Raw genomic sequence first — 13,234 nt, 5'->3', positions numbered from 1 at the left:
GAGGACGGGCGATCGGGAGGAAGTGCCAAGCTGACGTGGCATCTCTGCTCCGGTCTGTCCGGTGATCCGAACGAAAGGACCTAGGCCGTTTCCTTCGGATCATCTGATCGTTGGTTGATGTGTGTCGTTGACTGACGCCCAATGGGCGAGGATCGAGCCGCTGCTGCCGGACCGGACTCCGAAGCGGGGCGGGCGGTGGCGGGATCACCGGCAGGTGATCGACGCGATCGCGTTCAAGTACCGCACCGGGACGCCGTGGATGGACCTGCCCGAGCACTTCGGATCATGGAAGGGCGCTCATAACCGGCTGCGGAAGTGGGCCACCGACGGCACGTGGGAGAAGGTCTTCACCGCCCTGCTGGCCCAGGCCGACGCCGAAGGCGACCTCGACTGGGTCGTCGCGGTCGACTCCACCGTCGTCCGAGCTCATCAGCACGCTGCCGGGGCCCGTCAAAAGGGGCCCCGGCCGACGAGCCGGACCACCATGCCCTCGGACGGTCCCGCGGCGGGCTGACCACAAAGATCCACCTTGCCGCGGACAGCCGCTGTCGGCCGCTCGCCTTCGTTCTCACGCCCGGCCAGGCAGGTGACGCACCCGCGTTCACCCAGGTAATGGCCCGGCTACGGGTGCCCCGGCCGACCGGCCGTCCCAGGACCACGCCGGAGGTGGTCCTGGCCGACAAGGCGTATTCGTCCCGCGCGGTCCGCGCTCATCTTCGCCGGCGCGGGGTCCGGGCGGTGATCCCACAGCCCGCCGACCAGGCCGCGAACCGCAAACGCCGCAGCAGCCATGGCGGCAGACCACCGGCCTTCGACCGCGACGCCTACAAACAGCGCAACACAGTCGAGCGGTGCATCAACAAGCTCAAACAGTGGCGCGGTCTGGCCACCCGATACGACAAGACCGCCACCATCTACCAGGCGGCACTCCACCTCGCGGGCATCTTCATCTGGTCCGCGCGCTGACTCGAAGCCGCCCTTGGCACAGAATGATCGTGTGCTTCCCCCTCGACTGCTGTGGCGCGATCCTCGGCCCATTCCCCGGTTCAACCGTCAGGAACCGGTGACACTGATCGTCCGGGACCCCGGCTTCCACGAGCCGACTGACGAGGACGACTGCGCGGTGTTCTCCTACTTCTGTCAGGCGCATGACCGCTTCTACCAGCGCGAGGCTTGCGGGGCGGGGCCGCATCTCATCGCTCTGCACTGTGAGGAGCACGGGCTTGAATACATGTGGCCACAGCCATTCACGCTCATGTTCCCTGCAGGTTTTGAGCCGCCGCTCAGCGGGGTGCAACTCAGCTGGCTGCAAGCAGAGTGGGATGCCGCCTAACCATGATCCGAAAGAGGCGCCCTAGCGCCGACCGTCCGCCGGCGCGGTCACCGCGTCGACCAGGCCCTCCCACGCCTGCCGCGTGTCGGCCGTGTCCGGGTGCCGGGCGCCGAAGATGTCGAGCGCGGCGGCCATGTCGTCCAGGGCCCAGCGGAGTTCGTAGTACGCGAGCAGCTCCGGGTCCGGGCGGTGGCCGGTGAGTTCGGCGTAACGGGACAGGTCCTCCGGGGCGTCGGTGGCGAGCCAGAGGTCGCGCTCCGGCGGTGCGAGAGCGACGGTGTCCCAGTCGACCAGGAGGGTACGGCCTCCGGGGTCCAGGACGTTGCCGGGGTGGGGCTCGCCGTGGGTGACCACCGCGGCGGTGGCGGGAGAGGTCGACGCCTCGGACGTGAGCCTTGCCGTGCTGCTGTCGAAACGGCCCAACGCTGCGTGCAGCGCTGTGCAGTTGGCTGCCAGCAGGGCTTGGCACCGTTGCGCGTACGGGCCCGCATCCGCGCGGAAACGCTGTGGATCGGCCAGGCCGACTTCGATCACCCCGCGAGCCGGCAACGCCGGGTCATGCACTGGGGTCGCCAACGGGGCTCGCGTGATGTGTAGTTGGGTCAGGCGCTCCACCAGCATTCTTCGCGCCCCGGGGTCCAGCACTTGGCCGAAGTGGCCGGCGGGCGCGTCCACGTACGGGAAGACGCTCACGGCGTACCGGTCGGTCAGGCGGAGCAGCGTCCCGCCACCGCCGGTGCGTAGTGGTGCCACCGACGCCGCTTCACCGAGGGCGGATTCGAGCATCGCGGCCGTGTTCATGGCGCGGCTCAGACCTGTCCACGCCCCGGCCGCATCCCGTCCGCAGTGCGGCTTGTGCGCGAGGTCGGCGACCGTGACGAAGGTCTGCCGTCCTTCCGCGTCGGCCGCGACCCAGTGGTGGTCGCCGAAGGCGACCGGGGCGTGGGTGAGCAGGACGGGTTCGATGCCCCAGGCCCCGAGGGTGGCGGCCAGGACGGTTTCGTCGATATCGGACGGCCGGTCCTTCATACGGGACGCCGTGGTGGCTTGCCGTGAAGGACCGGGGGTGGTCGGCGCCGACCGCTGCCGTCACCCTGCCCGTCGCTCCCTTCGCTCCCTCGCCCCTTCGCTCTCTCGCTCCCGAACCTCGGCTCTTCTCTCGCCTCCCACGTCTCCCTCCGACCGCCCCTACACGCTTTGTACACGCTCTCATCACAATTCCGCTTCGCTTCCGACATGCCCCTGATGCGAGCCCGGGCGCGCTGCGAGCATCGGCTGCTCCACAGCACAGAGTTCGGCCTTGGGGGCAACACATGCAGACGAGGAAGCAGTCACGGCGGCCCAGGCACGGGTTCCTCCGCATACGGATATCGGCCGGAGCGGGCGCGCTCGCGCTGATCCTGACGGGGTGCGGAGGCGACGACGGCAACACGGACGCCCAGGGCGGGAAGGCCGCCGCGTCGGCCGGTTCTTCGGCCTCCGTGGATCGGGCGCTGGCACTCATGGACGACGAGCAGAGCACGGACGTGGGCAACAGCCTGGACGTGGACGTCCTCGACAACGACTCCGTCACCCTGGAGAACGGGGACCGGGCCGCGCTGCTCCACACCTACGACCCCGCCGAACTGACCCTGAGCATCGACACCGAGCCCGAGCACGGTTCCGCATCGGTGTCCGGGACCACGGTCACCTACACCGCCGGGGACGGGTACGCCGGCGAGGACGAGCTCACGTACGAGGTCCTCGTGAAGGGCACCGAGGTCCCCGCCGCCACCGCCGTCGTCCGCATCACCGTCGGCGCGGCCACCCCTGAAACGACTCCGACTCCCGTCTCGAATGCCTCGACCCCTGCCCCGGAGGCGACGGACCCGGCACCCGCGTACTACAAGAACTGCGACGCCGCACGCGCCGCCGGGGCCGCTCCCGTCGAGAAGGGTGATCCCGGCTACGCACCCCACCTGGACCGCGACGGCGACGGCGTGGGGTGCGAGCCGTGGGGCGAGTCCTCCTCTTCCTCCTCCTCCGACGGGAGCGGTACGCGTGGTGGTGGGGGTGGTGGCGGCAGCGTCTCCTACGCGAACTGCACCGCCGTACGGAACGCGGGCGCCGCGCCCATCCGGACCGGGGACCCGGGCTACGGGCGGCACTTGGACCGTGACGGGGACGGCGTCGGCTGCGAGTGACCGCCGCACCTCCTCCGGGCCGTGGCCCCCGCCTCTCCTGGGCGTCGCGCCACCGGATCGTTCACGCCGCGTCCTCCTGGGCGCCGCGCCGCCTCCTGGCGGTGAGCGCCAGGTGCGTCACCAGGCCCAGGACGAGTCCCCAGCAAGCGGACCCGATGCCGCCGAGGGTGACACCGGAGGCCGTGGTGAGGAAGGTGACCACCGCCGCGTCCCGGCCCTGCTCGTCCGCCACCGCCTGCGCGAGGCTCGTGGAGAACGTGGCGAGCAGGGCGATCCCCGCGATGACGGCGATGAGCTCGGGCGGCAGCACGGTGAACAGCCCGACTAGGGCGGCTCCGCAGACGCCCGCCAGCAGATAGAAGACACCGGACGCCAGACCGGCCACGTAACGGCGTCGCGGGTCACGGTGGGCCTCTTCGCCCGTGCTGATCGCCGCCGTGATCGCCGCCAGGTTGACGGCGTGGCCTCCCAGTGGCGCGAGCACCGTCGAGGCGAGCCCGGTCACGGTGATGAGCAGCCGGTCGTTCGGACGGTAGCCACAGGCCGCCAGCACTCCGAGCCCGGGCGCGTTCTGCGAGGCCATCGTCACCACGGCCAGCGGGACGGCCAGGCCCACGAACGCCGAAACGCTGAACTCCGGTGCCGTGAAGACGGGAAGGGTCAGCCCGACGTCGACGGACGAGGCGTGGATGCCCGGGGCGACGGAGGTGGCGGCCACGGCCGCCAGCAGGGCCCAGGCCACCGCGTATCTCGGCGATCGCTGCTTGACCGCGAGGTAGGTGGCCAGGGCGGCCAGAACCGGAAGAGGCGCGCCGTCCAGCGCCGAGAACAGGTCGACGCCGAAGGAGAACAGCACGCCCGCCAGCATGGCCGCCACGATTCCGGGCGGTACGCGGCGCATGACCCGGCCGAAGACGCCCGTCAGGCCGACCAGCGCCATGAGGAGACCGCTGACCAGGAAGGCTCCGATGGCCTGCGGGTAGGTGTAGTCCCCGAGGCTGCCGACGAGGACCGCGGCACCCGGCGTCGAGAACGCGGTGATCACCGGCATCCGGGTCCACCAGCTGAGAACGGCACACGTCACACCGCTGCCCACGCACGCCGCCCACACCCATGACGCGGTCTGCGCGTCGGTCAGGTGGCCGGCGGACGCTGCCGCGAGAACCACGAGGAGGGGGCCGGAGCACGAGACCACGACCGTGATCAGGCCCGCGAGGACGGCGGAGAGCGAGGCGTCCGCCAGCAGCCCCCGCCGCCCGGACACAGCCTGTGCGCCCCCGCCAGGGGCCCCTGCGCCCGGGGCCCCCGCATCCCCGGTCGCCACATCCGGGGTGCCTGCGGCCCGGGTCCCCGCGCGGGTCCCCGTATCCGGCCCGGGCGCCTCGTCCGTGCCGTCCCCGGCGCCCTGTTCGGCCGTGGCCATCGTGTCCCTTTCCCCTCCTCGTCCCCCCGGTTGCGGCATCCTCGCCGCTCCTACTCCGTCCGCTGCGCCACCGTGGCGAGCCGTGCGACGCCCTCGGCGAACTCCTCGCCGCTCAGGGTCTGGAACGGCAGCCGGAGGAACACCGTTCCGGACGGCGGTGCCGAGTCCGCCGGGTAGAACGCCGAGCCGCGGGTGAGGGCGATGCCCTCGGCGCCCGCCGCCGCGAGGAACTTCTCCTCCGCGGTCCGTACCGGCAGATGCACGCTGATGTAGTAGCCGCCCTCGGGCACGCACAGCGCGACGTCGCCGAGCGACTTCCGCACCGCCTCGACCGCCGTGTCGTGCCGCGGCCGCAGCAGGTTCCGGACCTCGTCGATGTTCCGCCGGACCAGGCCGCTCGCGAAGGCCCGCGCCGCGACCGCCTGGAGCAGCGGGGCGGGCGAGAGGTAGGTGCTCTCCGCGAGCGCCGCCAGGGCCCTCGGGGTGCCGGGTGCGCCGATGACGTAACCGACGCGCAGTCCCGGGCTGAGGACCTTGCTCAGCGAGCCGATGGTGAGCACCCGGGCACCGTCGACGGAGTCGGCGAGCTCACCGAGGAGCGTGGGGGCCGTGCCGGCGAAGCGGAGTTCCCGGTACGGGATGTCCTCCAGAATCGTGAATCCGAACTCCGCTGACAGCCGCACCAGTTCGCGCCGCTTCTCCTCGCTCGTCGTCACCCCGGCGGGGTTCTGGAAGTCCGGGATGACATAGACGAACGCGGGCACCTCCGTACGCACGCGCTCGCGCAGGACGTCCAGGTCGAGGCCGTCGTGCCGCAGCGGTATCCCGGACACCTGCCCCCCGTGCCGCTCGAAGATCTGGACGGCGCGGTCGTACGTCGGCGCCTCCGCGAGGACCTTCCTGCCGGGTGCGTTCTTGAGGAGATGGGCGGCGAGCAGGTCGAGGGCCTGGAGCGAGCCGTTGGTGACGAACACTCGGTCGGGGTCGACGGCGTGGAACGCACCAAGCTGGACGCGGAGTTCACGGTCACCGGTGTGGTGGCCGATGGGCGCGTACTGGAAGACCCGGTCCGGTTCGGAGGCGAGGATCGAACCGGTCAGCTCCGCGATGGCGGCGGATGGGATCGCTTCGAGCGGAGGGATGCCACGCGAGAAGTGGACGGTCGCGGAGGGCGCGGAAGCAGCAGCGGTCACTGAGAGAGCTCCTTGCCAAGTGACGTGTATGGAGGGCTGGTTCGGGAGGCCGGGGGCCTCAGCGTGCGGCCGTGCTCGTGGTTCCGCGGGCGTCGACGGCGAAGCCGGCGTCGATGTCGGCGACGGAGTCCGCGCCGAGCTGGAGCAGCGTGTCCTCGATCTCGCCCCTGAGGAGGTCGAGGACCGCTTCCACTCCCTGCTGTCCGGCCAGGCCGAGGCCCCAGAGGTAGGGGCGGCCGACGCACACCGCGTCCGCGCCGTACGCGAGAGCCTTGACGACGTGGACGCCGGAGCGGATGCCGCCGTCCATGAGGACCAGGGCGCGGCCGTCGACCGCGGCCGCCACCTGCTCCAGGGCGAACAGGCTGGGGACCGCGCCGTCGAGTTGGCGGCCGCCGTGGTTGGAGACGATGACGCCGTCGAGGCCCAGGGCGACGCAGCGTTCGGCGTCCTCGGCCCGCAGGATGCCCTTGACCACGATCGGCAACCGCGTACGGGACCGGATCCATTCCAGGTCGTCCCAGGTCAGCGGCAGGCGCTCGATGCGCGCGCCGTCCGGGATGTCGCCGGTGAGCACGCCCAGCGCGCGCAGGTTGCCGAAGTCGACGTTCGCGGGGGTGCGGAAGCCCGCGCGCCGGGTGCTGATGCGGCGGGCCGCGTAGTTGGCGTCGACCGTGACCACGAGCGCGGTCGCGCCGGCGTCCTCCGCCAGGGCGATCGTCGCGACGACGTCGTCGCGGGACCGGTAGGCGTAGAGCTGGAACCAGCTGTCGCTGCCGACCGCGCCGGTCACTTGGGGGAAGGCGTAGTGGCTGTCGGTGCTGACGATCGATACGGTGCCCGTCGACTCGGCCGCGCGGGCGGTCGCGATCTCGGCGTCCTCGTGGAGGAGGCGCTGCGGGCTGGTCGGGGCGAGCAGGACGGGCAGGGCCAGCCGCTGCCCGAGGACGGTCACCGAGGTGTCGGGTTTGACGCCCGTCCCGCCGAGGGCACGGGGGCGCAGCCAGACCCGGTCGAAGGCCTCCGCGTTGGCACGGACCGTGAGCTGGGTGTCGGCGCCGCCCGCCACGTACGCCCAGGTAGCGGCGTCGAGAACGGACGCTGCGGCCTGCTCGTAATCGGTCAGCGTCAACAGCCCGGATAATTCCCTTGCCATGGAACCTCTTCCGTAGTCGGATGAATTTCCGTCAGGCGAACTGATCGAATCCCATCTTGGCCACCATCCCGGTGACCACGAGGACCAAAACGACCCGGACGAATCCGGATCCTCTTTTCATCGCGGTGCGCGACCCGATCATCGCGCCGGCGATGTTACCCACGGCCATTCCCAGGCCGAGGGCCCACAGGACGTTTCCCTGCCAGGCGAAGATCGCGAGGGCCCCCAGGTTGGAGGAGGCGTTGATCACCTTCGCCATGGCCGCGCTCTCCAGGAACTGTGTCGCGAGGAGCGTGGTGAAGGAGATGATGAGGAAGGTGCCGACGCCGGGCCCGAATACCCCGTCGTAGAAACCGATGCCGACTCCCGCGATGAGGATGGCCGCATTGCGGCGGCGCGGGGTGACCACGATGTCTCTCTGCTGAACCCCGAAACTCGGCCGGAAGGCCACGAAGAGCGCCACCGTGATGAGCAGCCCCATGATGACGGGCCGGAAATAGCTCGTGGGAACGCTCGACGCGGACAGCGCGCCGAGTGCGCCGAAGGGGACCGCGAGCCCGGCGGCGGGCAGCAGGACCGAGCGGTCGAGCTTGGTGCGCCGCTGGTACATGTACGCGGCGGTCGCGGTGCCCATGACCGCCGCGATCTTGTTCGTGCCCAGCGCCACCGCGGGCGAATACCCGGGAAAGGCCAGCAGGAGCACCGGGATGAGCAGCACCCCGCCACCGCCGACCACCGCGTCCACCCAGCCGGCCGCTGTCGCGGCCACGAGCAGGCCAAGCACTTCGTACAGTTCCACTCTTCCTCATTCACGTGACGTGGCCCCGGCTCCCGGGGCCGGGTCCTGTCGCCGCCGGGGTCAGACGACCCCGCGGATGTCCGTCATCGCCGGCAGCACGCGCGGGTGCCGCATCATGCGCTGGGCCCACAGCGGGGCGCTGCGCAGGGAGTAGAACCGGCGCAGCCAGCGGTCCTGGCCGTCGTAGCGGGGGGTGAACGCGGTGCGGCCGTGGACCACGACGTGGTTGTCCAGGACGACGAGGTCGCCCGGCGCGAGCACCAGGTCGTGGCAGACCCGCTCCAGCGCAGCGGCCAGGGCCCGCAGCGCGGCCCGCGCCCGCGGGTGATCGCCCGCGGTGTTGTGCGAGTTGAAGCGCATGAACGGGCGGCCGGCCGGGCCGAAGATCACCGGGTGTGGGCCTGCCGAGGGGCGGGGGCCGGGGATGTTCCGGGTGAACGAGGTCGGGTAGAGGCTGTGGAACTGCGGCTTCCGCAGCTCCGCCACCTCGCCGTCCGTCAGCAGCGGCAGCGCGTCGCGCACGGAGGAGACACGGGTCGCGGCGATCTGCTCGTGGTCCTGGCGCAGGCAGAGCAGGCCCAGGTAGTCGGGACGGAGCGGGTGGTGCACGTTCTCGGTGTGGAAGTCGAAGGCGACCGATCCACTGTTCTCTATTCGGCTTTCCTCGCCGCGTACGGGATGCACGTCGTGGAAGAGCGCGCCCGATTTCTCGTCCTGATATCCGGTCAGCGAGCCGAGGAGATCCGCGACGAGCAGGAGGGTTCCGTTGGTCGGGTGGCCGTCGAGGACATGGGCCTCATGTGCCTGCGGAGTCTTCGGCAGTTCTCCCACCGAAACGCCGCGCAGCATGCAGTATCCGTTGGATTCCACGTCCGAGGCGAAATCCAGGACCCTTCTTCGCATTCCGCCGGGGAGGTCCATGAGGAGCCCCGAGACGACGATGGGTATCGAGTCCGATAAGCGTGCGGCGAGTGAGGATAACTCGCCCAATTTCTCCGCCTCCGACTCGCTCAATCGGTAGTCGTTCAGAGCCTGGGTAACCATTCCCATGATTCCTCACCGATATCCGCGTGCAGGATTGATCATTACGGTGGGAAAGGTATCCCGTGCCGATTCTTTCCGTCAACAATCGATTTCGGACAGTGACGACTCCGGTTAACAGGTCCGACATCGGTGACGTATTGCCCAGATGGCTGCAACTACATGAAAAGCGCGGCAAAACACCCCTCCGGACCAGGGGTGCGGACTCGGCCACTCCCGTCCGTTCACCGGCCTGAGCTGCCCCTATGGCTCCAGATGGCCGGAAGATGAACAGCCCGTATTGTCCCGCTGGGTGCCCTTGGGGCCGTATCCCAACGGTCTCGAGGGCCCCTCGGAGTTCATTTCCCGCCACCCGGACCGACGGAGCCAGGACGGTGACCGGTGTGAAGGGGGTCACACACGGCCGCGAGGAAGGCCGCCATCTCCCCGTACACCGCAGCCGTGTTGTCCAGGTGGGCGTCGTGGCCGGCTCCCGGGATCACGCCGATCCGCGTCCCGGGGTGCCGGGACCGCATCCGGTCCGCCTCGTCCGGCTTCATCGTGCCGTGCTCGCCGCGCACCACGAGCGCCGGGCAGCGCAACTCGTCCCAGTCGTCCCAGTAGTGCCGGTGCGCGTTCTCCTGCACGGTGGCGACCATCACGTCCCGGTCGACCCGGGGGTGCAGCCCGCCGGGGCCCGGCACGAGCCCCGCCGCCCAGGCCCGGCCCGCCGGCCCGCCGCCGAAGAACGCCTCGGCCGCCCCCGCGTCCGGGAACGGCACCGGCCACGAGTCGAGCCAGTCACCGATCCGGTCCGGCAGTTGGGGACTCGGCCCCGCCGGGCCCGCCTCGATCAGGACCAGCGCGCGGCACACCTCCGGGTGGGCCGCCGCCGTCAGCAGCGCGGTGAGGCCGCCCATCGACTGGCCGGCCAGCACCGTGTCCTCCCCTGCCAGTCCGAACCGGTGCGCGACCGCGAGGACATCGCGGACGTGCGCCGCCCGCGTCACGTCCCCGGGGCGGCGGGTGCTCGCCCCGCTGCCCCGGGCGTCGAAGGCGATCACCCGGTGCGTGGACGCGAACCGGGCGGCCAGCGCCTCCCACTCGCCGGAATGACCGGCCAGGCCGTGCAGCAGGAGGAGGGGCGGGCCCTCGCCGCCGTGGTCGGTGCAGGAGAGGCGTACGGGGCCGGATCCGCCCGTCGCTTCGCCGTCCTCGACCGTCACCGTCGTCGTGACCGCCCCCACCCGACACCTCCCCGTACCCCTCGGTCCGGCTCGCCGGCCCGACCCCACCGCCGAGGGCGGGCCGGCGGACCGCTCAGCCGCTCAGCGCGTGCGACACCGTGTAGATCGCCAGGCCCGCCAGCGCGCCGACCACCGTGCCGTTGATCCGGATGAACTGGAGGTCGCGGCCGATGTGCGCCTCGATCTTCTTCGAGGTCTGGTCCGCGTCCCAGCCGGCCACCGTCTCGCTGATCAGCGAGGTGATCTCGGCGCGGTACGTCGTCACGACGTACACCGCGGCGTCCTCCAGCCAGCCGTCCAGCTTGCCCTGGAGCCGTTCGTCGCTCGACAGCCGCGCACCCAGCGACATCAGCGAGGCACGGGCCCGCAGCCGCAGCTCGCTGCGCTCGTCCTCCGCCGCCGAGAGGATCATCGTCCGTACGGACGACCAGGCCGAGGCGATGACGTCCTGGACCTCACTCCGGCCCAGGATCTCCGACTTCAGCCGCTCCACCCGGGCCCGGGTGTCGGCGTCGCTCTGGAGGTCGGACGCGAAATCGGTCAGGAACGTGTCGATGGAGCCGCGCGCCGGGTGCTCCGGCATGTCCCGCATCTCCGTGATGAATCGCAGCAGTTCCTTGTAGACCCGCTCGCCCACTCGCTTGTCGACGAACCGCGGGGTCCAGCCGGGGGCTCCGCCCTGAACCGCGTTCATCACCGAGTCGCCGTGCTCCACCAGCCAGTCGTGTGCCCGGACACAGACGAGGTCGACGACCTTGCGGTGACCGCCGTCCGTGACGACCTTCTCCAGCATCTTGCCGAGGCCCGGGCCGACCTCCGCCGCGTCCGCGCGCCGGGTGATGGCCTCGCCGACCACCGCCTGCACATCGGAATCCCGAAGGACCGTGAGCGCGCCGCGCAGGGCCGTCGCCAGCTCGGCGGTGACCCGGTCGGCGTGGGCCGGCTCCGCGAGCCACACACCGAGCCTCCGGCCGACCCCGAGAGCGTGAATTCGGTCACGAATGACGTCCCCGGAGAGAAAGTTCTCGCCAACGAAGGAACCGAGTGACTGTCCCAGCTGATCCTTCTTGGTGGGGATGATGGCTGTGTGCGGAATGGGCAGGCCGAGCGGGCGCCGGAAGAGCGCCGTGACGGCGAACCAGTCCGCCAACGCGCCCACCATCCCCGCCTCGGCAGCCGCCGCGACGTAGCCCGGCCAGCCCTCCACGCCTGAGTTCTTCGCCCAGGTGGCCAGGACGTAGACGAGCGCGACGAGCAGAAGGAGGCCGGTGGCCGTGAGTTTCATGCGCCGTACGCCGCGCTGCTTCTCCTCGTCGGCGGCGGTGTACGCGAACGAGGCCAGCGGGCCCGCCCCCGCCCTCGACCCCTGTCCCTGCCCCGTCGCCTGTGCCGGCGGCAGCACCGATCGCTCCGATCGCTCCGACTTCTGCACCGCGTCCTCGCCCTGCTCCTGCTCGCCGGATCCGGTCCGTTCCATCCGCTCCACCCGTCCGCGTGCGCCTCGCCCCCGTGACGTACGCATTGTCCCTGCCTCCCCTACTCCCGGGCCGCACGTCGAGTTCCCGACGGCCTGTCGCATCATGGGACCAGCACGATCATCACAAGGAGAAACACCGCACATGCCCAGGCGCCAGGGGTATGCCCTGCTCATCGCCCTAGTGGCGGGCACAGCCGTGCTCGCCGCCGCCGTCGCCTTCGGTACGACGCTGCTCTCCGGCCCACGGTCGACACCGCTCCCGCCCGCCGAGACCCAGGCGGCGGCCCGTAACCCGGTCGCCCCCGCGACCTCGGGCGGCAGGTGGGTCACCACCTGGGCCGCCGCGCCCGTCCGCGCCGAACCGGGCACCGAGGACGGGCTCCCCGGGCGCACCATCCGTAACGTCGTGCACACCAGCATCGGCGGAGAGGTCGCCCGGATAACCCTGTCGAACCTCTTCGGCACGGGCCCCCTGGTCGTCGACCAGGCCACCGTCAACACCCGGCCGGTGACCTTCAAGGGCTCCGCCGTCGTCACCGTCGCGGCGGGCGGACAGGCCATCAGCGACCCGGTCGTGGTACCCGTGGCCCCCGACTCCGACCTCCAGGTCGGCTTCCGCACCCCGCGGGCGGGCGGGCCGGTCACCTACCACCCCCACACGCACCAGACCTCGTACCTGATCGACGAACGCGGCACCTTCAGCACCACCCACTGGCGCTATCTGACCGCCGTGGACGTCCGCAGCGAGAGCGCGCGCGGCGCGATCGTCGCCTTCGGGGACTCCCTGACCGCGGGCAGCGGCTCCACCACCGACGCCAACGCCCGCTGGACCGACGTCCTCGCCGACCGGCTGGGCGGACGGTACGGAGTCGCCAACGCGGGCATCGCGGGCAACCGGGTCGTGGGCATCGGCCGCGGCACCGGGGGCCAGTCGGGCACCGACCGGCTCGACCGTGACGTCCTGGCGGTCGCCGGGGCCCGGACGGTCGTCGTGGCGCTCGGCATCAACGACGTACAGCAGCGCCCCCACGAGGCCGACCCCCAGCGCATCGTGGACAGCCTGCGCGCCCTCACCGACCGGGCGCACGCGCGCGGGCTCACGGTCGTCGGCGCGACGCTGACCCCGTTCGAGGGCTTCGCCACCTGGACGCCCCAGCGCAACGCCGTGCGCCAGGCCGTCAACGAGCAGATCCGGGCGGGCACGGTCTTCGACGCGTACGTGGACTTCGACGCCGCGGTACGCGACCCCGCCGCACCGAACCGGATCCTCGCCGCGTACGACTCCGGTGACCATCTGCACCTCAACGACGACGGGTACCGCGCGCTCGGCGACCGGCTGGACCTGAAGGTCCTGGACCGGGCCGGCGCACCCCGGTCCGACGCGCTGTGAGGCCCTGAGGGGC

At 71.2% G+C, this 13,234-nt stretch carries 11 protein-coding genes and 1 pseudogene; 4 read left to right on the top strand and 8 right to left on the bottom strand.

Going from position 1 to position 13,234, the window contains the following annotated elements:
* The first annotated feature begins 121 nt into the window (after nucleotides 1–121).
* Both N7925_RS23245 and N7925_RS23240 read left to right on the top strand, forming a co-directional pair.
* Nucleotides 122–966: pseudogene (locus N7925_RS23245) on the top strand (IS5 family transposase).
* Between the two features lie 97 nt (nucleotides 967–1,063).
* Nucleotides 1,064–1,333, top strand: coding sequence for a hypothetical protein (locus N7925_RS23240; RefSeq protein ID WP_274345031.1), 270 nt, complete (start codon nucleotides 1,064–1,066; stop codon nucleotides 1,331–1,333).
* A 21-nt stretch (nucleotides 1,334–1,354) separates the two neighbouring features.
* Here the strand turns inward: N7925_RS23240 and N7925_RS23235 are convergent, their stop codons facing one another.
* Nucleotides 1,355–2,362, bottom strand: a complete 1,008-nt coding sequence (locus N7925_RS23235; RefSeq protein WP_274345030.1) for a phosphotransferase family protein — start codon at nucleotides 2,360–2,362, stop codon at nucleotides 1,355–1,357.
* A gap of 284 nt (nucleotides 2,363–2,646) precedes the next feature.
* Here N7925_RS23235 and N7925_RS23230 point away from each other — a divergent pair, with 284 nt between their 5' ends.
* The gene (locus tag N7925_RS23230; RefSeq protein ID WP_274345029.1) at nucleotides 2,647–3,516 is read left to right on the top strand and encodes an excalibur calcium-binding domain-containing protein; all 870 of its coding nucleotides are present in this window, start codon (nucleotides 2,647–2,649) and stop codon (nucleotides 3,514–3,516) included.
* 61 nt (nucleotides 3,517–3,577) lie between these two features.
* On the opposite strand, the gene N7925_RS23225 is transcribed toward N7925_RS23230, so the two are convergent.
* The 7 genes from N7925_RS23225 to N7925_RS23195 form a co-directional block, all read right to left on the bottom strand.
* The gene (locus N7925_RS23225; RefSeq protein WP_265601382.1) at nucleotides 3,578–4,939 is read right to left on the bottom strand and encodes a benzoate/H(+) symporter BenE family transporter; all 1,362 of its coding nucleotides are present in this window, start codon (nucleotides 4,937–4,939) and stop codon (nucleotides 3,578–3,580) included.
* Between the two features lie 50 nt (nucleotides 4,940–4,989).
* Nucleotides 4,990–6,132 carry an aminotransferase-like domain-containing protein gene (locus N7925_RS23220; RefSeq protein ID WP_265601381.1) on the bottom strand — a complete coding sequence of 381 codons (1,143 nt, stop codon included), beginning with the start codon at nucleotides 6,130–6,132 and terminating at the stop codon, nucleotides 4,990–4,992.
* A gap of 58 nt (nucleotides 6,133–6,190) precedes the next feature.
* Nucleotides 6,191–7,288 (bottom strand): alpha-hydroxy acid oxidase, encoded by a 1,098-nt coding sequence (locus N7925_RS23215; protein ID WP_265601380.1) that lies wholly within the window; start codon nucleotides 7,286–7,288, stop codon nucleotides 6,191–6,193.
* Between the two features lie 31 nt (nucleotides 7,289–7,319).
* A complete protein-coding gene (locus N7925_RS23210) occupies nucleotides 7,320–8,087 on the bottom strand; it encodes a sulfite exporter TauE/SafE family protein (RefSeq protein WP_265601379.1) in 768 nt (255 codons plus the stop codon).
* A 60-nt stretch (nucleotides 8,088–8,147) separates the two neighbouring features.
* Nucleotides 8,148–8,957: a TauD/TfdA family dioxygenase gene (locus N7925_RS23205; protein WP_265601378.1), complete on the bottom strand. Its 810-nt coding sequence runs from the start codon at nucleotides 8,955–8,957 to the stop codon at nucleotides 8,148–8,150.
* A 509-nt stretch (nucleotides 8,958–9,466) separates the two neighbouring features.
* Nucleotides 9,467–10,354 (bottom strand): alpha/beta fold hydrolase, encoded by an 888-nt coding sequence (locus tag N7925_RS23200; RefSeq protein WP_274345028.1) that lies wholly within the window; start codon nucleotides 10,352–10,354, stop codon nucleotides 9,467–9,469.
* 73 nt (nucleotides 10,355–10,427) lie between these two features.
* The gene (locus N7925_RS23195) at nucleotides 10,428–11,831 is read right to left on the bottom strand and encodes a DUF445 domain-containing protein (RefSeq protein WP_274345027.1); all 1,404 of its coding nucleotides are present in this window, start codon (nucleotides 11,829–11,831) and stop codon (nucleotides 10,428–10,430) included.
* A 142-nt stretch (nucleotides 11,832–11,973) separates the two neighbouring features.
* Between N7925_RS23195 and N7925_RS23190 the strand changes: the two genes are divergently transcribed.
* Entirely contained in the window at nucleotides 11,974–13,221 is a 1,248-nt protein-coding gene (locus N7925_RS23190) for an SGNH/GDSL hydrolase family protein (protein WP_274345026.1), read from the top strand.
* Nucleotides 13,222–13,234: the final 13 nt, after the last annotated feature.

It is taken from the genome of Streptomyces sp. CA-278952 (assembly GCF_028747205.1).
In the GTDB taxonomy this organism is placed as follows: Bacteria; Actinomycetota; Actinomycetes; order Streptomycetales; family Streptomycetaceae; genus Streptomyces.
This window is presented reverse-complemented; position numbering and strand designations above follow the sequence as displayed.

Coding starts and splice junctions, on each gene's coding strand:
- N7925_RS23235 (WP_274345030.1), bottom strand. CDS start 2,362: ATGAAGGACCGGCCGTCCGATATCGACGAAACCGTCCTGGCCGCCACC.
- N7925_RS23230 (WP_274345029.1), top strand. CDS start 2,647: ATGCAGACGAGGAAGCAGTCACGGCGGCCCAGGCACGGGTTCCTCCGC.
- N7925_RS23225 (WP_265601382.1), bottom strand. CDS start 4,939: ATGGCCACGGCCGAACAGGGCGCCGGGGACGGCACGGACGAGGCGCCC.
- N7925_RS23215 (WP_265601380.1), bottom strand. CDS start 7,288: ATGGCAAGGGAATTATCCGGGCTGTTGACGCTGACCGATTACGAGCAG.
- N7925_RS23195 (WP_274345027.1), bottom strand. CDS start 11,831: ATGGAACGGACCGGATCCGGCGAGCAGGAGCAGGGCGAGGACGCGGTG.
- N7925_RS23190 (WP_274345026.1), top strand. CDS start 11,974: ATGCCCAGGCGCCAGGGGTATGCCCTGCTCATCGCCCTAGTGGCGGGC.